Below are 20,529 nucleotides of genomic sequence, written 5' to 3'. Positions count from 1 at the left end.
GCGCGCGGAGTCGACAACTCAGGTCACCGCCGACGAGCAGTGCTGCGTCGTGGCCAGCTGTGGGGAGAGCATGAACGAGGGGAAGCCCACGAAGCCGAAGTGGTGGAACCGGCCACGCCCGCAGACCCCTGCGGGGCCTCTGACGGACACGGCGCCCGCACCGGGGGCTGCGGAGGCGGATCCGACGGCGGGGTCGGTGGAGGCTGCGGGGACGGCTGCCGGTTCGCTGAGGTCTGGGGATGAAGCTCCGGGTTCGACAGCGGCCGCGGATGCGGCGGTAGGGCCGGCGGCGGTCCCCGACACAGCGGCCGCTTTGACCGGGGCTGTGGACGCGACGCCGCGCCCCGTGGCCGGGACGGCGCCGGTGGAAGGCAGTGCGGCCCTGGCGCATGACGGTGCCGACGGCGACTTCGAGCTGGACCCGCCGACCGGGGTACGCAGCGGGACAGCCGCCTCCGAGGCCGCCGGTGAGCCGGGTCGACCGGAGGGTGCCGACGACGACGCGTCCGTCCGCGAGGGCGATTTCGAGTTGGGCGAGCCGGAGGGTTGTTCCGGTGTGCGCGCGGCTGTCGCCGAGGGCGATGCCGGGAGCGATAGCGCCGTTTCCACGGGCGAGTCAGGGCGTCGTCCCACTGCGGTCGGTGGCGGCGCAGGTGCTCCGCACGAGGGTGACTTCGAGTTGAGGGCCCCGGGGGATACGGCCGGGTCCGAGGCCGAGGGCGGCCTGGTCGGCGGCCTGCAGAGCGCCGCCGCGGCACCCGGCTCGGAAGACCCGGGCACCGGGGGTGACTTCGAGCTGGACCCACCCGCTGAGGCAGCCCCCTTTGCGGACAAGGACCAGGCTGCGGTCACCGCCTCTGCCCCGCCCGCCGCCGACCGTCCCCAACCGCTGCACGACCCCGACCCCTACAGCACCCCGCCCTACGGCGAGCCCGGCCCCTGGGCCCCTGCTCCGCCGGTACAGCACCCGGCGGCCAGACCCGCACAGGGCACGGCGATACCGACGCCGACGCCGCCCTACGCCGCATCGGCCCCGGTGTCGCCGTCGGCCCCCGGATCGCCGGTCGCCCCCGCGGCGACCTCCACGCCCCACGCCACACCGCCCCCGGTGTCGCCGTCGGCCCCCGGATCGCCGGTCGCCCCCACGTTGGCCTCCACGCCCCAGGCCGAACCAACCCCCCTACCGCCGTCACCGCCCGCCACGCCGGTCGCCGGTATGCCCACCCCTCTGCCCGGCTCCGAGCCCCCCAGCGCACCCGAACCCACGCAGCCTCCCGGCATATCCCAGCCGCCGTCCGCCGCCGTGCCCATGGCAGCTTCCGCTCCCGCACTTCTCTCCACCCCGTGGCAGAACTACGACCCCTGGGCTCCCGCCCCTCTCCAGCAGACCGGGGCTGCCGTCGATGGTGAGGTCAAGCGGCGTCGGCGGGTGCGGAGGGGGCTTGTGGGGGGTGCTGTGGTGCTGGCGCTGGTGTCCGGGGGTGTCGGTGGGGGCGTCGGGGCGTACCTCGAGCGCAACGGGGGCTTGGGGGCCGTAGAGCTGCCGCAGGCCGGGAAGGAGCCCGCCGGGCGGGCTCCGGACAGTGTGGCCGGGATTGCCGCCCGGGCCCTGCCCAGTGTGGTGACCCTGCATGTGACCGGCGCCGACGAGTCCGGCACCGGGACCGGGTTCGTGCTCGACGACCAGGGGCACATCCTCACCAACAACCACGTCGTCGAACCGGCCGCGGGATCGACGGGCGGTACAGGCGACATATCCGTGACCTTCAACAGCGGGGACACCGCCAAGGCCACCGTCGTGGGGCGGGACAGCGGCTACGACCTCGCCGTCGTCAAGGTCAGCAATGTGCGCGGGCTGAAGCCCATGGCCCTCGGCAATTCCGACAATGTCCAGGTCGGCGACCCCGTCGTCGCCATCGGCGCCCCCTTCGACCTGGAGGGCACCGTCACCTCCGGCATCATCAGCGCCAAGGAACGCCCCATCACCGCCGGCGGCGACAGCCCCGACGGGAGCGATGTGTCGTACGTCGACGCGCTGCAGACCGATGCGCCGATCAACCCCGGCAACTCCGGCGGGCCCCTCCTCGACTCGAAGGCCCGCGTCATCGGCATCAACTCCGCCATCCGGTCCGCCGACAGCAGCACCGACGAGAGCGGTCAGGCGGGTTCCATCGGGCTCGGCTTCGCCATCCCCGTCAACCAGGCCAAGCGGGTCGCCGAGGAACTCATCAACACCGGCAAGGCCACCCACCCCGTCATAGGCGTCACCCTCGACATGGACTACACCGGCGACGGCGCCCGCGTCGGCACCAAGGCTTCCGGCGGCGGCCCCGCCGTCACCAGGGGCGGCCCGGGCGACAAGGCCGGCATCGAGGCGGGCGACATCATCACCGAGGTGGACGGCGAGCGCGTGCACTCCGGCGAGGAGCTGATCGTCAAGACCCGCGCCCACCGCCCCGGCGACCGCCTGGAGCTGACCGTGCGGCGCGACGGCAAGGAGAGCAAGATCTCGCTCGTGCTCGGTTCCGCCGACGGCAACTGATCGAACCGATTGACACAAACCTCACAGGTGCAACCCTCAGCATCCGCCCCACAAGGCAAACAACCCCCAAAACCGCGCAGGAAGACGCGCTCGGAAGCCTCGGGACGGTACCGGTCGTACGGGATCGCCGGGTACCGTGGATCCGGCCCGGACCACGGAAGACCCGCACAGACCACCGAGGGCCGAGGACCGAGGACATCGCAAGGAGCTTCAGGTGTTCAATGACATAGGACCGCTCGAGCTGGTGACGCTCGTTGTCCTTGCCGTGCTCGTCTTCGGTCCGGACAAGCTCCCGAAGTTCATCCAGGACGTCACACGGACGATCCGTAAGATCCGTGAGTTCTCGGAGAGCGCGAAGCAGGACATCCGCAGTGAACTGGGCCCGGAGTTCAAGGACTTCGAGTTCGAGGACCTCAACCCCAAGACGTTCATCCGCAAGCAGTTGGACAACGACGAACTGGGGCTCAAGGAGATCCGCAACGGCTTCGACCTGAAGAAGGAGATGGCCGAGGTCACGGACGCCGTCCACAGCACCGACTCGCCGTCCCCCTCTTCGTCCTCTACGTCTGCGTCCTCCTCCTCGTCCGGTTCCACCGGCGGCCGTGTCGACATGACGAAGAAGCCCGAGGAAGACGAGCGCCCGCCCTTCGACGCGGACGCCACCTGAGAACTCAGGCCTCCGGGGCCGTACGCCCCGGCTGATCCCCTGCGCCGTACCCGCGCCGTACGTGCCGTACCCGCGCCGTACGTGACGCGTTTCATAGTCCACGGCGCCTCCGCACGGCCTGAAACCCGCCCTCGGTGCGACCTGCGCGCCGGGCGGTTTCCGTGCTGTCTTGAGTGGGGTGGCTATGCTGCCGAGTTGTTGTGCGGACCGTACTTCGAGGAGTAACGCCGCCCGAAGGGGGGCGGGCCGCTCCGGTCCGACGAGAGCGAGGAGGCGTCCGGGCACATGGAGACGACGAGTCAGGCGGTCGCGCAGGCACCGGCCGCGGAGGGACAGGAACAGCTGCCCTCCGCCCGGCGTACGGTCGACGGCTACCTGCTGGCGCCCTTCCCGTGGTACGGCCTCGATGAGGCCTTCACGGGCCCGCGCTGGCTGATGCAGGTCGGGACGGCGGCCGACGAAGCTGTCGAACACGGTTCGATCGGGCACGGCGACGAGCCCTCGGTGAAGAACGAGTACGCGGTCGGGACGGCCGGAGAGCCCAAGGAGAAGTTCGCGGTCGTGGTCACGGTCGCGGCCAACCCCGTGCGGCGCAGCGCCGACGGCACGGGGCTCCTGGAGGCCACCTCGGTGTCCTCGGCGGCCTGGCTCGCGGGTGTGGGCCTGCTGTCCTTCACCTGGCCGGGGCAGATGGACCACTCCCTGCGTGACGACTGGCTGGAGCAGCAGACCGAGACGGCCTGGGCCCTCGCGGACGACCTGGCCGGTCCGGACTGGTCGATGCTCTCGCTGCCGGTGGACGGCGTCCCTACGCCGTTCCACTACCGCGAGTCCGAGTTCGGCTGGGTCCTCGCGGGTTCCACGCAGCAAGGGGTGCACCTGGGGGCGTACGGGAGAGGCATGAGCGCATACGGGCTGGGCTTCGCCATGATCAAGGACATCAGCACCTACGCCTAGCCAGGGGTACGGCAGAGGGGGCGCTGTCCACCAGGACAGCGCCCCCTCTGCCGTACGGGCCCTAGAACTTGTTCTTCGGCGTGATCCCCAGCGACAGGCCCGAAAGGCCGCGCTGGCGGCCGCCCAGCTTGCCCGCGATGCCGCGCAGGGCCGCGCCCGCCGGGGAGTCGGGATCGGTCAGGACCACCGGCTTGCCCTCGTCGCCGCCCTCGCGGAGGCGGACGTCGATCGGGATGGCGCCGAGGACGGGGACCGTGGCGCCCGTCGTACGGGTCAGGCCGTCCGCGACCGTCTGGCCGCCGCCGGTGCCGAAGACGTCGACCATCTCGCCGCAGTGCGGGCAGGGCAGTCCGGACATGTTCTCGACCACGCCGACGATCTTCTGGTGGGTCTGGACGGCGATGGAGCCGGCCCGCTCGGCGACCTCGGCGGCGGCCTGCTGCGGGGTCGTGACGACGAGGATCTCGGCGTTCGGGACCAACTGGGCGACCGAGATGGCGATGTCGCCCGTGCCCGGCGGGAGGTCGAGGAGCAGGACGTCCAGGTCGCCCCAGTACACGTCCGCCAGGAACTGCTGCAGCGCACGGTGGAGCATCGGGCCGCGCCAGACCACCGGGGCGTTGCCCGGCGTGAACATGCCGATGGAGATGACCTTCACGCCGTTGGCCGAAGGCGGCATGATCATGTTCTCGACCTGCGTCGGACGCCCGTCCGCACCCAGCATGCGCGGCACCGAGTGGCCGTAGATGTCGGCGTCGACGACGCCCACCTTGAGGCCGTCGGCGGCCATCGCCGCCGCCAGGTTCACCGTCACCGAGGACTTGCCGACGCCGCCCTTGCCGGACGCGACCGCGTATACACGGGTCAGCGAGCCCGGCTTGGCGAAGGGGACCTCGCGCTCGGCCGTGCCGCCGCGCAGCGCGGCCGCCAGCTCCTTGCGCTGCTCGTCGCTCATGACGTCGAGGGTGACGTCGACGCGGGTGACGCCGTCGACCCGGGAGACCGCCTCCGTCACGCGCTGCGTGATCGTCTCGCGCATCGGGCAGCCGGAGACCGTCAGGTACACGGTGACCGCGACCGCTCCGTCCGCGCCGATCTCCACCGACTTCACCATCCCGAGCTCGGTGATGGGCCGGTTGATCTCGGGGTCGTTCACCGTCGCCAGTGCCTCGCGCACCGCGTCTTCGCTAGCCATAGGAACGATGGTACGGCTCGGTAGCCTGGGCCCGGTAAGCCCGTCACCGGTCGTCTACGTCACGTCCGCGCGACCGTTCTGCCGGGAATACGGCATGTTCGTGGTGGCCGTCCTGCCGCCCCTCCAGCTCCTTGACCAGGTCCTGCAACTCGGAGCGGATCCAGTCGCGGGTGGCCACCTCGCCGAGGCCGATGCGCAGGGCGGCGATCTCGCGGGTCAGGTACTCGGTGTCGGCGATGGAGCGCTCGTTCTGCTTGCGGTCCTGTTCGAGGTTGACCCGGTCGCGGTCGTCCTGCCGGTTCTGCGCGAGCAGGATCAGCGGGGCCGCGTAGGAGGCCTGGAGCGAGAGCATCAGCGTCAGGAAGATGAACGGGTAGTTGTCGAAGCGCAGGTCGTGCGGTGCGAAGACGTTCCACAGCACCCACGCGATGATGACGACCGTCATCCAGACGATGAACCGTCCGGTGCCCAGGAACCGCGCGATGCGCTCCGAGAGCCGTCCGAAGGCCTCCGGGTCCCACTCCGGCAGGATCCGGCGGCGCGGCGGCCGCGGCTGGTCGAGGCGGGGACGCGTGCGCGTGGTCGCCGTCGCACCCGCCGGGGTGCGCTCGCGACCGGTCTCGCGCTCAGGAGGCATGGGGGGCCGCCCCCTCGTCGTCCTCCAGGTGGAACTCGGTCTCCCGCCAGTCCTCGGGCAGCATGTGGTCCAGCACGTCGTCCACGGTCACCGCGCCGAGCAGCGACCCTGCCTCGTCGACGACGGGCGCCGCGACCATGTCGTACGTCGCGAAGAACCCGGCCACCAGCGGCAGCGCGGCGTCCGGGGCGAGGGCCTGCAGATCGTCGTCCACGACTGCGCTGACCAGCGTGTACGGCGGCTCGCGCAGCAGGCGCTGGAAGTGGACCGTACCCAGGTACTTGCCGGTCGGCGTCTCGTCGGGCGGGCGGCAGACGTAGACCTGTGCGGCCAGGGCGGGCGACAGGTCGGGGTTGCGCACGCGCGCGAGGGCGTCGGCGACGGAGGCGTCGGGGCGGAGCACGATCGGCTCGGTGGTCATGAGCCCGCCGGCGGTCTTCTCCTCGTACGCCATCAGGCGGCGCACGTCCGCGGCCTCGTCCGGCTGCATCAGCGTCAGCAGCCGCTCCTTGTCCTCCTCCGGGAGCTCGGCGAGCAGGTCGGCCGCGTCGTCCGGGTCCATGGCCTCCAGGACGTCGGCGGCGCGCTCCTCCTTCAGCTTGCCGAGGATCTCGATCTGGTCGTCCTCGGGGAGCTCTTCGAGTACGTCGGCCAGCCGGTCGTCGTCGAGGGCGGCGGCGACCTCGGCGCGACGCTTGGCGGAGAGGTGGTGCAGGACGTTCGCCAGGTCGGCGGGGCGCAGCTGCTCGAAGGTGGCGAGCAGGCTCTCGGCGCCCTGACCGTGCTCTTCGAGGGAGAAGCCGGTCACCGCGGACCACTCCACCGTCAGCGTCTCGCCCTTGGCCCGCCGGAAGGCGCCGCCCTTCTTGCCCTTGCGGACGAAGACCCGGTCGACCTCCCAGTCCCGGCGGGCCGGCAGCTGCTGCACCGACACGTCGAGGACGGTGACCTCTTCGCCGGTCTCGGCGAGAGTGACGCGCCGGTCGAGGAGCTCGCCGAACACCAGGCGCTCGGTGGGGCGCTGCTCGAAGCGGCGGACGTTGAGCACGCCGGTGGTGATGACCTGGCCGGACTCGATGCTGGTGATCCGGGTCATGGGCAGGAAGATGCGGCGCCGGCTGGGCAGTTCGACGACCAGTCCGAGCACCCGCGGGGGCCGCCGCCCGACGCGCAGCATGACGACCAGATCGCGTACACGGCCCACCTGGTCGCCGTTGGGGTCGAAGGCGGCGACGCCGGCGAGGTGCGAGACGAAGATCCGGGGCGCGCCCGCTGCCATGGCTGCGCCTCCTTTTCGTACGGGTGTCCAGTGCTGCGTGTCGCTGCTGTGCATCTTTTCCGAATTGCCCGCTCGGATGGGCTTCAGGCTAGCCCGTACCGATCGGATCCGCGCTGGTGGGGGGTCCGGACGGACCGGCTCCGCCGGCCCGGAACGGCACCCGTTACTCTGCCGTACGCTGCTGGCGTCCCTCGACTGAAAGGCAGCCCCACCTGTGACTGCGATTGCCCTGGGCCGAAGCCGCCGGACCTCGCTGGTGAGCGCGGTGTGCGCGCTGGTGGTGACGGGGACGGGGCTGCTTGCAGGATGCAACGAGGACCCCGACGCGGGCACCAACGGGGTCGGCAAGCTGCCGGCCGACAAGATCCAGTCGAGGACCAGGGCGGCCGCGGAATCCGCCGAGGCGGTACGGCTCTCCGGAACCGTGGTGACCAACGGGCGGACGTACACCCTCGACATGCGCCTGAAGTCGGGCGGCGGCAGCGGCTCGGTCACCTCCAAGGGGGTGGCCTTCGGGCTGCTGCGGATCGGCGAGCAGCTGTATCTGAAGGCCGACGCGGAGTTCTGGAACCACGCGGACGGCAACACGTCTGCCGGGGGCTCACTCGACGGCAAGTATGTGAAGGTGCCGCAGGGCGACCCCTCGTACAAGAAGTTCAGCGGGTTCACGGACAAGGACGTCCTGCTCGACGGCCTGCTGACCCTGCACGGCCCGCTCGCCACGGACGGCCACCACGAGCAGGCGGGCACCCGCACCATCCGCATCACCGGCGACAAGGGCTCCGGCGGCACACTGGACGTCTCCCTGGAGGGCACCCCATACCCCCTCCGCCTGGAACGAGCGGGCGGCGCCGGCACCCTCACCTTCTCCTCCTGGGGCAAGGACTTCCCCTTGACCGAGCCGAAGAAGAACGAAACGGTCGACTACGGCAAGAAACTCCCGACGTAGGTGGACCGCGCCCCGAAAGGGGCGCGGGGAACTGCGCGACCAGTCCCGATGGCGCCGCGGACGAAGACACCCATCCCGCGGAGCGCCTAGCGGCGCCGGCGCTTCCGGAAGAGCAGCCGCGGCAACCCCGCAGGGATCGGCTGACGAGTGGTCGCCGGTGACGGCAGCGGCGCCTCCGCCAGACTCCCGTCGGGCAGCGGGCCCGACACCCCCGCAGGCTCCAGGCGGAGCACCCGGCACTCACGGGCCCAACGGCCTGTCATCGCCTCACCGTCGGGGGCGTTCAGGCGCTTGCCCTTCAGCTCGGCGACAGCCGCCTCCCATTCAGCGGAGCCGGACGGCAGCTCGGACACGGTCGCCGCGAACGTCACCAGCCGCCCGCCCTTGTCCTTGCTGCGCACGGTCACCTCGGCAAAGCCGCCGTCGGCCAGCCCCGGCAGCGGCTGCTCGCCGGGCCCGTCGCCGACCAGGCACACCGCACCCTCGTGCCACACGTGCCACAGCGCACGGGCCGCGCTACCGGCACCCTTGACCCAGATGAGGCCGGACTTCTTGGTGGCCTCCTCGACGAGGGCCTGGTCGAGCAGCTCGCTTGTCATGGGCCCAGCCTATCGAGGCGCCTCAGAGCCAGCCGTTCCGCTTCAGCGTGCGGTGGATGCCCAGGCAGATGACCCCGGTGAGCATCATGATCACCGGGTAGCCGTACTTCCAGTGCAGCTCCGGCATGTACTTGAAGTTCATGCCGTACACCCCGCACACCATCGTCGGTACGGCGATGATCGCGGCCCAGGCGGTGATCTTCCGCATGTCCTCGTTCTGCGCGACGGAAGCCTGCGCGAGGTTGGCCTGGAGGATCGAGTTGAGCAGCTCGTCGAAGGCGATGACCTGCTCCTGGACGCGGGCGAGGTGGTCGGCGACATCCCGGAAGTACTTCTGGATGTCGGGGTCGATCAGCCGCATCGGCCGCTCGCTCAGCAGCTGCATGGGGCGCAGCAGCGGCGACACGGCCCGCTTGAACTCCAGCACCTCACGCTTGAGCTGGTAGATGCGCGCCGAGTCCACACCGCGGGAGACACCGCCCCGGCGCCCCGGCGAGAACACCTCGGTCTCCACCTCGTCGATGTCGTCCTGGACGGCGTCGGCGACCGCGACATAGCCGTCGACGACGTGGTCGGCGATGGCGTGCAGCACCGCCGAGGGGCCCTTGGCGAGCAGCTCGGGGTCGTCCTGCAGCCGGTGCCGCAGCGCCCGCAGCGAGCCCTGGCCGCCGTGCCGGACGGTGATGAAGAAGTCCCGCCCGGTGAAGCACATGACCTCGCCGGTCTCCACGACCTCGCTGTTGGCGGTGAGCTGGTCGTGCTCGACGTAGTGGATGGTCTTGAAGACGGTGAAGAGCGAGTCGTCGTACCGCTCCAGCTTGGGCCGCTGGTGGGCCTGCACGGCGTCCTCGACGGCCAGCGGGTGCAGCCCGAACTCGCGGGCGATACCGGCGAATTCGGCCTCGGTCGGCTCGTGCATCCCGATCCACACGAAGCCCCCGTCGCGGCGCACCAGGCGCATCGCCTCGTTCGGGGTGAGCGGCTTGCCCGTGTCGACGCGGGCCCCGTCGCGGTAGACGGCGCAGTCGACGACGGCGGACGGCGTCGAGGGGTCGCGCGTCGTGTCGTACACGCCGGTGTCCTTGCGCAGGGAGATGCGGGACGGCCGGACCGCGGCGCGGAGGTCACGGATCATCGACATGGCTGGCTCCTTCGTGACAGGCAACGCAAGGGCGCCGACGACGGATGGAACTGCCCGGAATGGGGACGTCCTGACTTCGTGTGTTTGGCACGTCCACAAAGCGGGGAGCACCGCACCATCGCGGTGGCGAGCTTCGTTACTGATTCAGATCAGACAGATCAGGCAAAACGAAGTGCTCTTCCGCAGGAAGACGTGAGCATGAAAGGCGGCGGTCAGCCGGAGCCGGATCAGCTGTATCAGCGGCGGGAAGAGCGAGTGGTACTGCACGGGTGACTTCGATCCATGACAGCCCCACCTCCTCCGGCCGGTCCCTCGTAAGGGAGTCTCAATCGGCGTCGGGACTCGATCGCGACGCTTCTGCGTGCTGCCCGAACGACCGGGCCAGAGTATCAGCCGCCCAAAGTGTCAAGGCGCCGCTTTGCCCGGTGCTGACGAGTTCTATGCTCGCCGCATGGTTGATGTTCTCCCTCTGGTCGAGGCCCGGTTGCGCAGCGCGCTGGGCGAACCGGACGCGCGCGCGGCGGTCACGTTCCTGGGTACGGACCGCATCGAGGTGCTGCGTTTCCGGGACGACTCGGGGGACGGCGCCGTCGTCCGCTATGCCACTCTCGGCATGTCCGCGCAGCCCATGAGCGACCCCACCGCGGTGCTCGCCGACCCGGTCAAGGGCCCCCGCGCTGAGCTGATCCTCTCGGTGCGCGCCGGCCTCGCCGACACCGACAAGGCGCTGCGCCCGCTCGCCGTACTCGCCGCGTCCCCGCAGGTCGAGGGTGTGATCGTGGCCCCGGGCGCCTCGCTCGACGTCGGAGAACCCCTGTGGCCCGGCGCCGCGTTCAGCTCCGTCCTGGTCGCCGAGCCCGGTGGCCTGGTCGAGGACCTCGATCTCGATGAGCCCCTTGATCCGGTCCGTTTCCTGCCCCTGCTCCCCATGACGCCGAACGAGGCCGCCTGGAAGCGCGTGCACGGCGCCCAGGCTCTCCAGGAGCGCTGGCTGACGAACGGCACGGACCTCCGCGACCCGTCCCGGAAGTCCGTCCCGCTCGACTGACCGCCGAGTGAGCAAGCTCACCAACACCTGGCCGGAATCGGTCAGTTGGCAAAGACCGCGCCCCCGCGCATCCGGTTCTGGTGGTGAGGGTTCCGGTGAAGGGTTCCGTCCGGACGGGTGATCGTCCTTGACGTGGGAGAGCCGGGGTAGGACCGTGGGGCCCTATGAGGGGCGAACCCAGTTGCCCGAAGTGTGGTGGCCGGGTCAGGGCTCCCGGACTCTTCTCCGACACCTGGCAGTGCGACGTGCACGGCACCGTGCATCCGCTGCAGCCCGTGATCCCGCCCAGCGTCGAGGCCCTCAGTGTCGTGGTGCATCGCACACAGGTGCCGGTGTGGATGCCGTGGCCGCTGCCGATCGGCTGGCTGTTCACCGGCGTGGCCTGCGCGGGTGACGACCGCCACGGCGGTCGCGCCACCGCCGTGGCCTGCTCCGGGCCGGGACCGCTCGGTGGCATAGGGGAGCTGATCCTGGTCGCCGAGGAGCTCGGCGTCGGGCTCGGCGCACGGTATGCGGGCATCGACGGCCCGGACCCGGGGCCGTACATGAACGTCGAGAAGCCGCCCCAGGCCAAGGTGCTGGCGGGCGGGCGGCCCACCCCGCTGTGGCATGTCTCCGGCAGCCCCGACGACCGGGCGGTGTTCGCGGGCGAGGCGCGTGGGCTGTGGCTGTGGGCGGTTGTGTGGCCCGAGCAGTCCGGGTTGCTGATGTACGACGAGCTGGTGCTGACGGATCTGCGGGATGCGGGGGCGGAGGTCGAGCTCGTGCCCTGCGGGGCGTTGTCGCCGCGCTTGCTTGAGCCGTAGCGCCGGGTCGCCGCGCTTGCCGAGCCGTTCCGCCTACGGGGGTGGGGTGCGGGCTTGTCCGGCGTCTGCGGGTTGTGGGTGGCTGATCGCGCCCACGCGGCGGAGCCGCATATCGATACGGGCCCGCGCCCCTGACGGCGGTGTCGGTAGGGGGTGCTCAGTGGGTGCGGGTGTGACAGGGGACGTTGAAACGCCGGTTATCCTTGAGCGTTCCCCTCCGTACCGTCACCGCTTGGAGTCTGCGTAGTGCGTATCGATCTGCACGCCCACTCCACTGCTTCCGACGGTACGGACACCCCGGCTGAGCTGGTGCGGAATGCCGCCCGGGCCGGGTTGGACGTTGTCGCGCTGACCGATCACGACACCACCCGCGGGTATGCCGAGGCCTTGGCCGCGGTGCCGGAGGGGCTCACGCTCGTCACCGGCGCCGAGCTGTCCTGCCGTGTCGACGGTGTCTCCATGCACATGCTCGCCTACCTCTTCGATCCCGAGGAGCCGGCGCTGCTCGCCGAGCGTGAGCTGGTGCGGGACGACCGGGTGCCGCGGGCCAAGGGCATGGTCGCCAAGCTGAACGGGCTGGGCGTGCCCATCACCTGGGAGCAGGTCGAGCGGATCGCCGGGGGCGGTTCCGTCGGGCGGCCGCATGTCGCGACCGCGCTCGTCGAGCTCGGCGTCGTACCGACCGTGAGCGACGCGTTCACCGAGGAGTGGCTGTCCGACGGCGGGCGGGCCTTCGTCGAGAAGCACGAGACGGATCCCTTCGAGGCGATCCGGCTGGTCAAGGCCGCGGGCGGGGTCACCGTCTTCGCCCACCCGGGCGCCAGCAAGCGCGGCCGCACGGTGCCGGAGGCCGCGATCGCCGAGATGGCCGCCGCCGGGCTCGACGGCATCGAGGTCGACCACATGGACCACGACCTGGAGACCCGGGCGCGGCTGCGCGGGCTGGCCAAGGAACTGGGGCTGCTGACCACCGGGTCCAGCGACTACCACGGCAGCCGGAAGACCTGCGTGCTCGGCGAGTACGTCACGGATCCCGAGGTGTACGGGGAGATCACGCGGCGGGCGACCGGAGCGTTCCCGGTGCCGGGGACCGGCGGAGCCTGAGGATCCCCTCCGCACCTGCCGTTCCCGCCCCTCTTTCCTTCCTGCTCTTCTTCATGCAAGGCGTGTAGCTCACCCATGTTCGACGTCGCCGTCTTCGGCTCCCTGTTCCTGACCCTTTTTGTCATCATGGATCCCCCCGGGATCACCCCGATCTTCCTGGCCCTGACCGCCGGGCGCCCCGGCAAGGTGCAGAAGCGGATGGCCTTCCAGGCCGTGTGCGTGGCCGGCGGTGTGATCACCGTCTTCGGGCTGCTGGGGCACCAGATCCTCAACTACCTGCATGTCTCCGTGCCCGCGCTGATGATCGCGGGCGGGCTGCTGCTCCTGCTCATCGCCCTCGACCTGCTGACCGGCAAGACCGACGAGCCGAAGCAGACCAAGGACGTCAATGTGGCGCTCGTACCGCTGGGCATGCCGCTGCTGGCCGGTCCTGGAGCCATCGTGTCCGTCATCCTCGCCGTGCAGAAGGCCGACAGTGTCGCCACCCAGATGTCGGTGTGGGCGGCGATCCTCGCCATCCATGTCGTGCTGTGGCTGGTGATGCGGTACTCGCTGCTGATCATCAGGGTCATCAAGGACGGCGGCGTGGTCCTGGTGACGCGACTCGCGGGCATGATGCTCTCCGCGATCGCAGTGCAGCAGATCATCAACGGCATCACGCAAGTGATCAAGGGCGCCTGAGCCGCGCCGAGTGCCGGGCATGCGCAGAGCCCCCGTACGGCGTCGACGCCGTACGGGGGCTCTGAAGCTGCTGCGGTGATCCGCGTCTGTTGCGTCTGTTACGCGTGCGTCTGTTACGCGGCCGAGTCCTCGGCCGGCCGGATCCAGAGGCGCTGCCCGATGGCCGCGGCCTGCTGAACGATCCGGTTGACGGAGGCGGCGTCCACGACCTTGCTGTCCACGGTCGTGCCGTTGACCTCGTCGAGTCGCATGATTTCGAAGCGCATGGCCTCTCCCTTCGTCTCGCTGTCTTCCGTGTCAGTCAACGGGCTGCGTGTTACAAACATTCCCTACGCTAAAGAAATTTTTCGAACGTCTAACTACTCGCGGGTAAGGACCGACCGGGGCCGGTTGTGTTCGCAGCGTGACCGCCGGGACAATGGAGCCGATGAACGACGACCTCGCGGCCCTCAGCGCCCGCATCGACCGCACGAACGAGCTGCTGCAGCGCATGCTCGCCGAGGTGGCGAAGACACCCTCGACCCATGCGATCTTCGTCGACGCGGGGTATCTGTATGCGGCCGCGGGCCGGCTGGTGGCGGGGACGGAGGACCGTCGCGCCTTCGATCTGGACGCGGAAGGCCTGATCGAGGCACTCATCGACCGGGCCCGCACGATCTTCGCGGACAGCCGGCTGCTCCGCGTCTACTGGTACGACGGCGCCCGCCGCCGCATCCACACCGCCGAGCAGCAGTCCATCGCCGAACTCCCGGATGTGAAGGTCCGGCTCGGCAACCTGAACGCCAACAACCAGCAGAAGGGCGTCGATTCGCTGATCAGGACGGACCTGGAGTCACTGGCCAGACACCGGGCGATCAGTGACGCGGCACTGCTGGGCGGCGACGAGGACCTGGTGTCGGCGGTCGAGGCGGCGCAGGGGTACGGAGCGCGCGTCCACCTGTGGGGCATCGAAGCCCCCGAGGGCCGCAACCAGGCGGAGCCCCTGCTCTGGGAGGTCGACAGCCAGCGCACCCTCGACCTCGACTTCTTCAAGCCGTACGTCTCCCGGCGCGCCGCGGTCGCCTACGAGGCCACCGCCGCCCGGCCCGGCCGTGACGACGTCCGCTTCGTCGGCGCGCAGATCGCCGCGAAGTGGCTGGCCGCGCGGGGCCGCGACTCCCTCGCGGAACTGCTGCCGGGCCACCCCTATCTGCCGGGCTCGGTGGACCAGGACCTGCTGGTGGAGGCCGAGGGCCTGCTGCAGTACTCCCTGCGCGGCCAGGCGGACCTGCGGCGCGCGCTGCGGGACGGGTTCTGGGAGCACCTCCAGGCGCAGTACTAGCGGGGCGCCTGCTGGCCGACTTGCGTGCCGTCCCAGAAGTCCGCGAAGGCGCGGGCCGTGTCGAGGGGCCGGTCGGTGTTGGGGGAGTGCTCGGCGCCCTGGACGACGGTGCGGTGCGCGCGCAGACGCAGCGCCATGTCGTCGAGCAGCGGCACCGGCCAGGTGTCGTCGCGGGAACCCGACAGGACGTGGAACGGCAGCGGTACGGCGGCCAGCTCGGCCACACGGTCCGGTTCGACGCACAACTGGCGGCCCGTAGCGATGAGCTGGGCGGGCTTGTTGCCCAGCCAGCGGCGGCGCAGGTCGTCCTGGTCGTCGAGGCCGCCGTCCAGTTCCCCGGACTCGCCGGTCTCGGTCTCCTCCGGCGCCTCCATGGCCTGGATCGCCTCCCACACCTCGGCCATGCTCATCACGGCGAGCGCGTCGCGGAGCAGCTTGACGCGCTGCTGCTGGGAGCCGGAGATCTGGGCGGGGCCGGAGGCCATGAGGGTGAGCGACAGGAACGGGGCGTGGTCCAGCAGGACCGCCGCTCGTGCGATCTGCCCGCCGAGGGAGTGGCCGACGAGGTGCACGGGAGTCCCGAGGGCGGCGGCCTGGGCGAGTACGTCCCGCGCCAACTCGCCCTGCGCGTAGGCCGATTCGTCGGACTCGGGACCGTCGGACTCGTACTGCCCCCGGCCGTCCACCGCGACGGTCCGGTAACCGCGTGCCGCCAGTGGCTCGTGCAGCGGGTTGTAGTCCTCCTTGCTGCCGGTGAACCCGGGCAGCAGCAGCGCGGTTCCCTTGGCGGCGACGCCGTCCGGCACGGGCGCGTCGACGACGGCGAACTCTCCGCGCGCGGTGCGCAGTGAGTACGCGCGGGCGCCGGGGGGCGGGGTGAAGGTCGGGGGCCTGCTCATGGGGTGAGGTTATCCGGCTCGGGTGTCGGGGAGGGGGACGGGCTGGGGCATCCGGCCGCAGCCGAACAGACCGACGGCCCGGCCCCCACCTCACATGAGGTGGGGGCCGGGCCGTCGGTGAGCGAGCGAATCAGCTCTCCGCGGGCTCCGCGGCGGCCGTGGCCTTCCGCGTGCGACGCACCCTGGGCTTCGCCTCGGCCGCGGCCTCGGCGGGTACCGCGGCCTTGCGGGCACGGGTGCGCGGCTTGGCCGCGGGCTCCTCGGCGGCCTGCGCCGGGATCTCGGCCGTCGCGGCCTTCCGCGTGCGGGTACGGGGCTTCGCCTCGTCGGTGGTCTCCGCGGCGGCCGTCTTGCGGGCGCGGGTGCGCGGCTTGGCCTCCGTGCCCTCCGCCGTGTCGACCGCGGCCGTCGCTTTGCGCGTACGACGCGGGTTCGCCACCTCCGGCGCCGGGGTGGCGTCGGCGGACTCGGCGACCTTGCGGGTACGCCGACGGGGCGCGGCCTCGGTGGTTTCCACGGCGGCGGCCGTCTTGCGGGTGCGGCGCGGCTTGGCTTCCGTGCCCTCGACGGTGTCGACCACGGCCTCCGCAGCCTTCCGCGTCCGCGGCTTGGCCACGGGCTCCTCGGCGGCCTGCGCCGGGATCTCGGCCACGGCGGCGGCCTTGCGGGTACGGCGAGGCTTCGCCTCGACCGCATCGGCGACGGCCTCTGCGGCAGCGGCCGTCTTGCGGGTGCGGCGCGGCTTGGCCTCGGTGGCCTCGGTCGTGTCGACGGCGGTGTCCGCGGGGGCGGCTGCCTTGCGGGTCCGGGTGCGGGGCTTGGCCTCGGTGACTTCGGCTGTGTCGACGGCGGCTTCAGCGGCGGCAGCCGTCTTGCGCGTCCGGCGGGGCTTGGCCTCGGCCGTGTCGGCTGCGGCTTCCGCAGCAGCCGTCGCCTTGCGGGTCCGGGTGCGCGGCTTGGCCTCGGTGGCCTCGGCCGTGTCAACCGCGGTCTCCGCAGCAGCCGTCGCCTTGCGCGTGCGGCGCGGCTTGGCTTCCGTGGTCTCGGCGGTGTCGACAGTGGGCTCCACGGCTGCCGTCGCCTTGCGGGTCCGGCGGCGCGGCGCGGTCTCCGTCGGCTCCGGGGCCGAGTCGGTGGTGCCCTCGGCGGTGGCGACCGCGGTCTCCGCAGGGGCCGTCGCCTTGCGGGTCCGGGTGCGGGGCTTCGCCTCCGTGGCCTCGGCGGTGTCGACGGCGGCCTCCGCGGCAGCCGTCGCCTTGCGCGTCCGGCGGCGCGGTGCGGCGGCAGGAGCCTCGGGCTCCGTGACCGTCGGGGCTTCCGCTGTCACAGGAGCCTCAGCGGCGAGCGACTCGGCAGCCGGCGTGCTCTCCGCGGACCTGCGGGTGCGGCGGCGGCGCGGCGTCGACGGGGCCTCGGGGGCGTCCAGGGCCGGGCCCTCCGCCGTCGTGACGGCGGCTTCCGCGGCCTCGGGTGCCGTGGTCGTGGCCGTCGTCACCGGCTCCGACGCCGAACCACTGCGGGTGCGGCGACGGCGACGCGGGGTGCGGGGACCGGCGGTCTCCTCGGACGGCGAGACCGCCGTCGAGGCCTCAGGAGTGGCCGTTGCGTCCAACTGCGTCCCGCCGCGGGTACGACGGCGGCGCCGCGGCGTACGCTCCGGGCGCTCGCGCTCGGTGGACCGGGACTCGCCCCGGCCACCCCGCTCGGGGCGTCCACCGCGACCGCGCGCACCGCGGCCGCCGGTCTCGCCCAGGTCCTCGAGCTCCTCCGCGTCCAGACCGGCGCGTGTGCGCTCGGCGCGCGGCAGCACACCCTTGGTGCCCGCGGGGATGTTCAGTTCCTCGAAGAGGTGCGGGGACGTGGAGTACGTCTCCGGCGGGTCGTTGAAGCTCAGCTCCAGCGCCTTGTTGATCAGCTGCCAGCGCGGGATGTCGTCCCAGTCGACGAGCGTGATCGCGATGCCCTTGGCACCCGCACGGCCCGTACGGCCGATGCGGTGCAGGTACGTCTTCTCCTCTTCGGGAGACTGGTAGTTGATGACGTGCGTGACGCCCTCGACGTCGATGCCGCGGGCGGCGACGTCGGTGCAGACGAGGACGTCCACCTTGCCGTTGCGGAAGGCGCGCAGCGCCTGCTCGCGGGCGCCCTGGCCGAGGTCGCCGTGGACCGCTCCGGCCGCGAAACCGCGCTGCTTGAGCTGGTCGGCGAGGTCGGCCGCGGTGCGCTTGGTGCGGCAGAAGACCATGGCCAGTCCCCGGCCGTCGGCCTGCAGTATGCGCGCGACCATCTCGGGCTTGTCCATGTTGTGCGCGCGGTACACATGCTGCGAGGTGTTCGCGACCGTCGCGCCCTCGTCGTCCGGCGCGGTGGCGCGGATGTGCGTGGGCTGCGACATGTAGCGCCGCGCGAGACCGATGACCGCGCCCGGCATGGTCGCCGAGAACAGCATCGTCTGACGGCGGGCCGGCAGCAGGTTGATGATCTTCTCGACGTCGGGCAGGAAGCCCAGGTCGAGCATCTCGTCGGCCTCGTCGAGGACGAGGGCCTTGACGTGCTTGAGGTTGAGCTTCTTCTGGCCCGCGAGGTCCAGGAGCCGGCCCGGGGTGCCGACGACCACGTCGACGCCCTGCTTGAGGGCCTCGACCTGGGGCTCGTAGGCCCGGCCGCCGTAGATGGCGAGGACGCGTACGTTGCGCACCTTGCCCGCGGTCAGCAGGTCGTTGGTGACCTGCGTGCACAGCTCGCGCGTGGGGACCACGACGAGGGCCTGCGGGGTGTCGGTGAGGTCCTCGGGCTTGGCGCGGCCCGCCTCCACGTCGGCGGGGACGGTGACGCGCTCGAGGAGCGGAAGGCCGAAGCCCAGCGTCTTGCCGGTGCCGGTCTTGGCCTGGCCGATGACGTCCGTGCCGGAGAGGGCGACGGGGAGGGTCATCTCCTGGATGGGGAAGGGGGTGATGATGCCGACGGCCTCGAGGGCCTCGGCGGTCTCGGGAAGGATGCCGAGATCTCTGAACGTGGTAGTCAGGGTGCTGCCTCTTCTGTGTGCGCGGTGCGAGGCGAGCGCGGGGGTCTTTGACGGACCGTGCCGGGGACGTCGGCTGCCTTACGGGCTTGCCGTAACGCACGGGACCACTGCCGACGCTCTAGCGCTCGTACCGCTGAGGGGGTCCCTCCGGGCGCCGTACGCAATGTGCCGTACGGATATGGAGGGCTGTCGGGTCGGAGCCGATCGGGCCACCGACCGGGCATCCTCATACGTGCGGCCCGTCGAGTAGTCGGCAGGCGCATTACCACCATACCCCGGAATCACGCACACGCGATGGCCGATTCGGTCACGTAGCCGTCATCACACTGATTGACCAGGGACTTCCATGGCTCGGCAAGCGGACTATTGTGCGCTTCATGACGACGCCTGACAACACCTCTGACGCACCCGCCGAGCAGACCGGAGTGGCCGCCCAGGACTGGGCCCGGGCCTCCGCGGACCCCCAGTACCGTGCAGCGGTCGTCGACCTCCTCGGAGCCCTCGCGTACGGCGAACTCGCCGCGTTCGAGCGGCTCGCGGAGGACGCCAAGCTGGCGCCGACGCTGGCGGACAAGGCGGAGCTGGCCAAGATGGCGTCGGCGGAGTTCCACCACTTCGAGCGGCTGCGGAACCGGCTCACGGAGATCGGTGAAGAGCCCACGCGCGCGATGGAGCCGTTCGTCGCCGCGCTGGACGGGTTCCACAAGCAGACGGCGCCCTCGGACTGGCTGGAAGGGCTCGTCAAGGCCTACGTCGGCGACTCGATCGCCAGCGACTTCTACCGTGAGGTCGCCGCGCGGCTCGACTCGGACTCGCGTGAACTGGTGCTGGCCGTGCTGGACGACACCGGGCACGCCGGCTTCGCCGTGGAGAAGGTGCGCGCCGCGATCGACGCCGATCCGCGCGTGGGCGGCCGTCTCGCGCTGTGGGCCAGGCGTCTCATGGGCGAGGCCCTGTCGCAGTCCCAGCGGGTGGTCGCGGACCGCGACGCCCTGTCGACGATGCTCGTCGGCGGCGTCGCGGACGGCTTCGACCTCGCCGAGGTCGGCCGGATGTTCTCCCGGATCACCGAGGCCCACACGAAGCGGATGGCCGCCCTGGGGCTCGCCGCCTAGCTCTCGCTTCCCTGGTCGTCCTGGTTGTCCTGGTCCTCCCGGTCGGGATCACGCCGGCGCTGATCGCCGGCGGAGTCTCCCGGCCGGGCGCACCAGCAGCGACAGCGAGGCCGCGGAGACGATCGCCGCGCCGAGCAGGATCAGCAGGAAGTTGCCGGGGTCCAGCGCGCTGTGGGTGACGAAGGCGCCGAAGAGGGCTCCGGCGACACCGGTCGCGAGCACCAGCGAACGGGTGGGCAGACGGTCGGACAGGCGGTGGATCGCCGCCCCTGCCAGCACGAGACCGAGAAGTGCGGATCCGAGCGCTTCGAACAACATCATGGAGTCCCTCCCACACGGCCACACTGCCCTTCGCGGTCGTAGCCCGTCATACCCGTGACCTGCGGAATGCAATCCTCCCCTGTGCGTGACTTGTGCTCCAGTTGTGGAGAAAAAACTTCCTGGGGCGAAACGGGAGAGGCCCGGCGACCATCGGTCGCCGGCGCGTCACGTTGCCGAACAGTGGACAGCGATGTGGAGAACGTGGTGTTCGCTGGGGACAATCGGGCTCAGCCTGTGGGTTGT

General features: G+C 71.1%; 19 protein-coding genes. 10 read left to right on the top strand and 9 right to left on the bottom strand.

What is annotated here, in order from left to right; translation table 11 throughout:
* Positions 1-313 precede the first annotated feature (313 nt).
* From ACWDAG_RS28325 to ACWDAG_RS28315, 3 genes are all read left to right on the top strand, one after another.
* Entirely contained in the window at positions 314-2,542 is a 2,229-nt protein-coding gene (locus tag ACWDAG_RS28325) for a trypsin-like peptidase domain-containing protein (protein WP_450698375.1), read from the top strand.
* A 214-nt stretch (positions 2,543-2,756) separates the two neighbouring features.
* On the top strand, positions 2,757-3,209 hold the full coding sequence (locus ACWDAG_RS28320; RefSeq protein ID WP_450698374.1) for a sec-independent translocase: 453 nt from the start codon (positions 2,757-2,759) through the stop codon (positions 3,207-3,209).
* A 285-nt stretch (positions 3,210-3,494) separates the two neighbouring features.
* Positions 3,495-4,166 (top strand): hypothetical protein, encoded by a 672-nt coding sequence (locus ACWDAG_RS28315; RefSeq protein ID WP_450698373.1) that lies wholly within the window; start codon positions 3,495-3,497, stop codon positions 4,164-4,166.
* Positions 4,167-4,227: 61 nt separating this feature from the next.
* On the opposite strand, the gene ACWDAG_RS28310 is transcribed toward ACWDAG_RS28315, so the two are convergent.
* Genes ACWDAG_RS28310 through ACWDAG_RS28300 form a run of 3 tightly spaced genes read right to left on the bottom strand, consistent with a single transcriptional unit; the run spans position 4,228 to position 7,277 of the window.
* A complete protein-coding gene (locus ACWDAG_RS28310) occupies positions 4,228-5,361 on the bottom strand; it encodes an Mrp/NBP35 family ATP-binding protein (protein WP_099931150.1) in 1,134 nt (377 codons plus the stop codon).
* Positions 5,362-5,404: 43 nt separating this feature from the next.
* The gene (locus ACWDAG_RS28305; RefSeq protein WP_351483537.1) at positions 5,405-5,998 is read right to left on the bottom strand and encodes a DUF1003 domain-containing protein; all 594 of its coding nucleotides are present in this window, start codon (positions 5,996-5,998) and stop codon (positions 5,405-5,407) included.
* On the bottom strand, positions 5,988-7,277 hold the full coding sequence (locus ACWDAG_RS28300) for a magnesium transporter MgtE N-terminal domain-containing protein (RefSeq protein ID WP_450698372.1): 1,290 nt from the start codon (positions 7,275-7,277) through the stop codon (positions 5,988-5,990). The genes ACWDAG_RS28305 and ACWDAG_RS28300 overlap by 11 nt, the downstream gene beginning before the upstream one ends.
* A 214-nt stretch (positions 7,278-7,491) precedes the next feature.
* Here ACWDAG_RS28300 and ACWDAG_RS28295 point away from each other — a divergent pair, with 214 nt between their 5' ends.
* Positions 7,492-8,226: a hypothetical protein gene (locus tag ACWDAG_RS28295; RefSeq protein WP_450698371.1), complete on the top strand. Its 735-nt coding sequence runs from the start codon at positions 7,492-7,494 to the stop codon at positions 8,224-8,226.
* 86 nt (positions 8,227-8,312) lie between these two features.
* Here ACWDAG_RS28295 and ACWDAG_RS28290 read toward each other — a convergent pair whose 3' ends face one another.
* The gene (locus ACWDAG_RS28290) at positions 8,313-8,825 is read right to left on the bottom strand and encodes a hypothetical protein (protein WP_450698370.1); all 513 of its coding nucleotides are present in this window, start codon (positions 8,823-8,825) and stop codon (positions 8,313-8,315) included.
* A 22-nt stretch (positions 8,826-8,847) separates the two neighbouring features.
* Positions 8,848-9,966 (bottom strand): magnesium and cobalt transport protein CorA, encoded by a 1,119-nt coding sequence (locus tag ACWDAG_RS28285; RefSeq protein WP_450698369.1) that lies wholly within the window; start codon positions 9,964-9,966, stop codon positions 8,848-8,850.
* Between the two features lie 451 nt (positions 9,967-10,417).
* Here ACWDAG_RS28285 and ACWDAG_RS28280 point away from each other — a divergent pair, with 451 nt between their 5' ends.
* The 4 genes from ACWDAG_RS28280 (at position 10,418) to ACWDAG_RS28265 (ending at position 13,605) form a co-directional block, all read left to right on the top strand.
* Positions 10,418-11,014, top strand: coding sequence for a suppressor of fused domain protein (locus ACWDAG_RS28280; protein WP_450698368.1), 597 nt, complete (start codon positions 10,418-10,420; stop codon positions 11,012-11,014).
* Between the two features lie 164 nt (positions 11,015-11,178).
* Positions 11,179-11,820 (top strand): DUF6758 family protein, encoded by a 642-nt coding sequence (locus ACWDAG_RS28275; RefSeq protein ID WP_450698367.1) that lies wholly within the window; start codon positions 11,179-11,181, stop codon positions 11,818-11,820.
* Between the two features lie 246 nt (positions 11,821-12,066).
* The gene (locus tag ACWDAG_RS28270) at positions 12,067-12,924 is read left to right on the top strand and encodes a PHP domain-containing protein (protein WP_450698366.1); all 858 of its coding nucleotides are present in this window, start codon (positions 12,067-12,069) and stop codon (positions 12,922-12,924) included.
* A gap of 75 nt (positions 12,925-12,999) precedes the next feature.
* Positions 13,000-13,605: a MarC family protein gene (locus ACWDAG_RS28265; protein ID WP_450698365.1), complete on the top strand. Its 606-nt coding sequence runs from the start codon at positions 13,000-13,002 to the stop codon at positions 13,603-13,605.
* A 113-nt stretch (positions 13,606-13,718) separates the two neighbouring features.
* Here the strand turns inward: ACWDAG_RS28265 and ACWDAG_RS28260 are convergent, their stop codons facing one another.
* Entirely contained in the window at positions 13,719-13,871 is a 153-nt protein-coding gene (locus ACWDAG_RS28260; protein WP_099931158.1) for a hypothetical protein, read from the bottom strand.
* Positions 13,872-14,032: 161 nt separating this feature from the next.
* Here ACWDAG_RS28260 and ACWDAG_RS28255 point away from each other — a divergent pair, with 161 nt between their 5' ends.
* On the top strand, positions 14,033-14,926 hold the full coding sequence (locus tag ACWDAG_RS28255) for an NYN domain-containing protein (protein WP_450698364.1): 894 nt from the start codon (positions 14,033-14,035) through the stop codon (positions 14,924-14,926).
* Here the strand turns inward: ACWDAG_RS28255 and ACWDAG_RS28250 are convergent.
* Both ACWDAG_RS28250 and ACWDAG_RS28245 read right to left on the bottom strand, forming a co-directional pair.
* Positions 14,923-15,825, bottom strand: a complete 903-nt coding sequence (locus ACWDAG_RS28250; protein WP_450698363.1) for an alpha/beta fold hydrolase — start codon at positions 15,823-15,825, stop codon at positions 14,923-14,925. The two genes, ACWDAG_RS28255 and ACWDAG_RS28250, sit on opposite strands and share 4 nt — an antisense overlap.
* 130 nt (positions 15,826-15,955) lie before the next feature.
* A complete protein-coding gene (locus ACWDAG_RS28245; RefSeq protein WP_450698362.1) occupies positions 15,956-18,757 on the bottom strand; it encodes a DEAD/DEAH box helicase in 2,802 nt (933 codons plus the stop codon).
* Positions 18,758-19,227: 470 nt separating this feature from the next.
* On the opposite strand from ACWDAG_RS28245, the gene ACWDAG_RS28240 reads away from it, so the two are divergent.
* Positions 19,228-19,965, top strand: coding sequence for a ferritin-like fold-containing protein (locus tag ACWDAG_RS28240; protein WP_450698361.1), 738 nt, complete (start codon positions 19,228-19,230; stop codon positions 19,963-19,965).
* A gap of 48 nt (positions 19,966-20,013) precedes the next feature.
* On the opposite strand, the gene ACWDAG_RS28235 is transcribed toward ACWDAG_RS28240, so the two are convergent.
* Positions 20,014-20,286, bottom strand: coding sequence for a hypothetical protein (locus ACWDAG_RS28235; RefSeq protein ID WP_123967319.1), 273 nt, complete (start codon positions 20,284-20,286; stop codon positions 20,014-20,016).
* Positions 20,287-20,529: the final 243 nt, after the last annotated feature.

The sequence above is a fragment of the Streptomyces sp. NPDC001157 genome (assembly GCF_053598255.1).
The sequence above is the reverse complement of the archived record's forward strand: the minus strand, read 5'-3'. Positions and strand labels throughout refer to the sequence as shown.

Coding starts and splice junctions, on each gene's coding strand:
- ACWDAG_RS28305 (WP_351483537.1), bottom strand. CDS start 5,998: ATGCCTCCTGAGCGCGAGACCGGTCGCGAGCGCACCCCGGCGGGTGCG.
- ACWDAG_RS28260 (WP_099931158.1), bottom strand. CDS start 13,871: ATGCGCTTCGAAATCATGCGACTCGACGAGGTCAACGGCACGACCGTG.
- ACWDAG_RS28280 (WP_450698368.1), top strand. CDS start 10,418: ATGGTTGATGTTCTCCCTCTGGTCGAGGCCCGGTTGCGCAGCGCGCTG.
- ACWDAG_RS28240 (WP_450698361.1), top strand. CDS start 19,228: ATGACGACGCCTGACAACACCTCTGACGCACCCGCCGAGCAGACCGGA.
- ACWDAG_RS28315 (WP_450698373.1), top strand. CDS start 3,495: ATGGAGACGACGAGTCAGGCGGTCGCGCAGGCACCGGCCGCGGAGGGA.
- ACWDAG_RS28310 (WP_099931150.1), bottom strand. CDS start 5,361: ATGGCTAGCGAAGACGCGGTGCGCGAGGCACTGGCGACGGTGAACGAC.
- ACWDAG_RS28265 (WP_450698365.1), top strand. CDS start 13,000: ATGTTCGACGTCGCCGTCTTCGGCTCCCTGTTCCTGACCCTTTTTGTC.
- ACWDAG_RS28285 (WP_450698369.1), bottom strand. CDS start 9,966: ATGTCGATGATCCGTGACCTCCGCGCCGCGGTCCGGCCGTCCCGCATC.
- ACWDAG_RS28275 (WP_450698367.1), top strand. CDS start 11,179: ATGAGGGGCGAACCCAGTTGCCCGAAGTGTGGTGGCCGGGTCAGGGCT.
- ACWDAG_RS28235 (WP_123967319.1), bottom strand. CDS start 20,286: ATGATGTTGTTCGAAGCGCTCGGATCCGCACTTCTCGGTCTCGTGCTG.
- ACWDAG_RS28245 (WP_450698362.1), bottom strand. CDS start 18,757: ATGACCCTCCCCGTCGCCCTCTCCGGCACGGACGTCATCGGCCAGGCC.
- ACWDAG_RS28250 (WP_450698363.1), bottom strand. CDS start 15,825: ATGAGCAGGCCCCCGACCTTCACCCCGCCCCCCGGCGCCCGCGCGTAC.
- ACWDAG_RS28290 (WP_450698370.1), bottom strand. CDS start 8,825: ATGACAAGCGAGCTGCTCGACCAGGCCCTCGTCGAGGAGGCCACCAAG.
- ACWDAG_RS28300 (WP_450698372.1), bottom strand. CDS start 7,277: ATGGCAGCGGGCGCGCCCCGGATCTTCGTCTCGCACCTCGCCGGCGTC.
- ACWDAG_RS28255 (WP_450698364.1), top strand. CDS start 14,033: ATGAACGACGACCTCGCGGCCCTCAGCGCCCGCATCGACCGCACGAAC.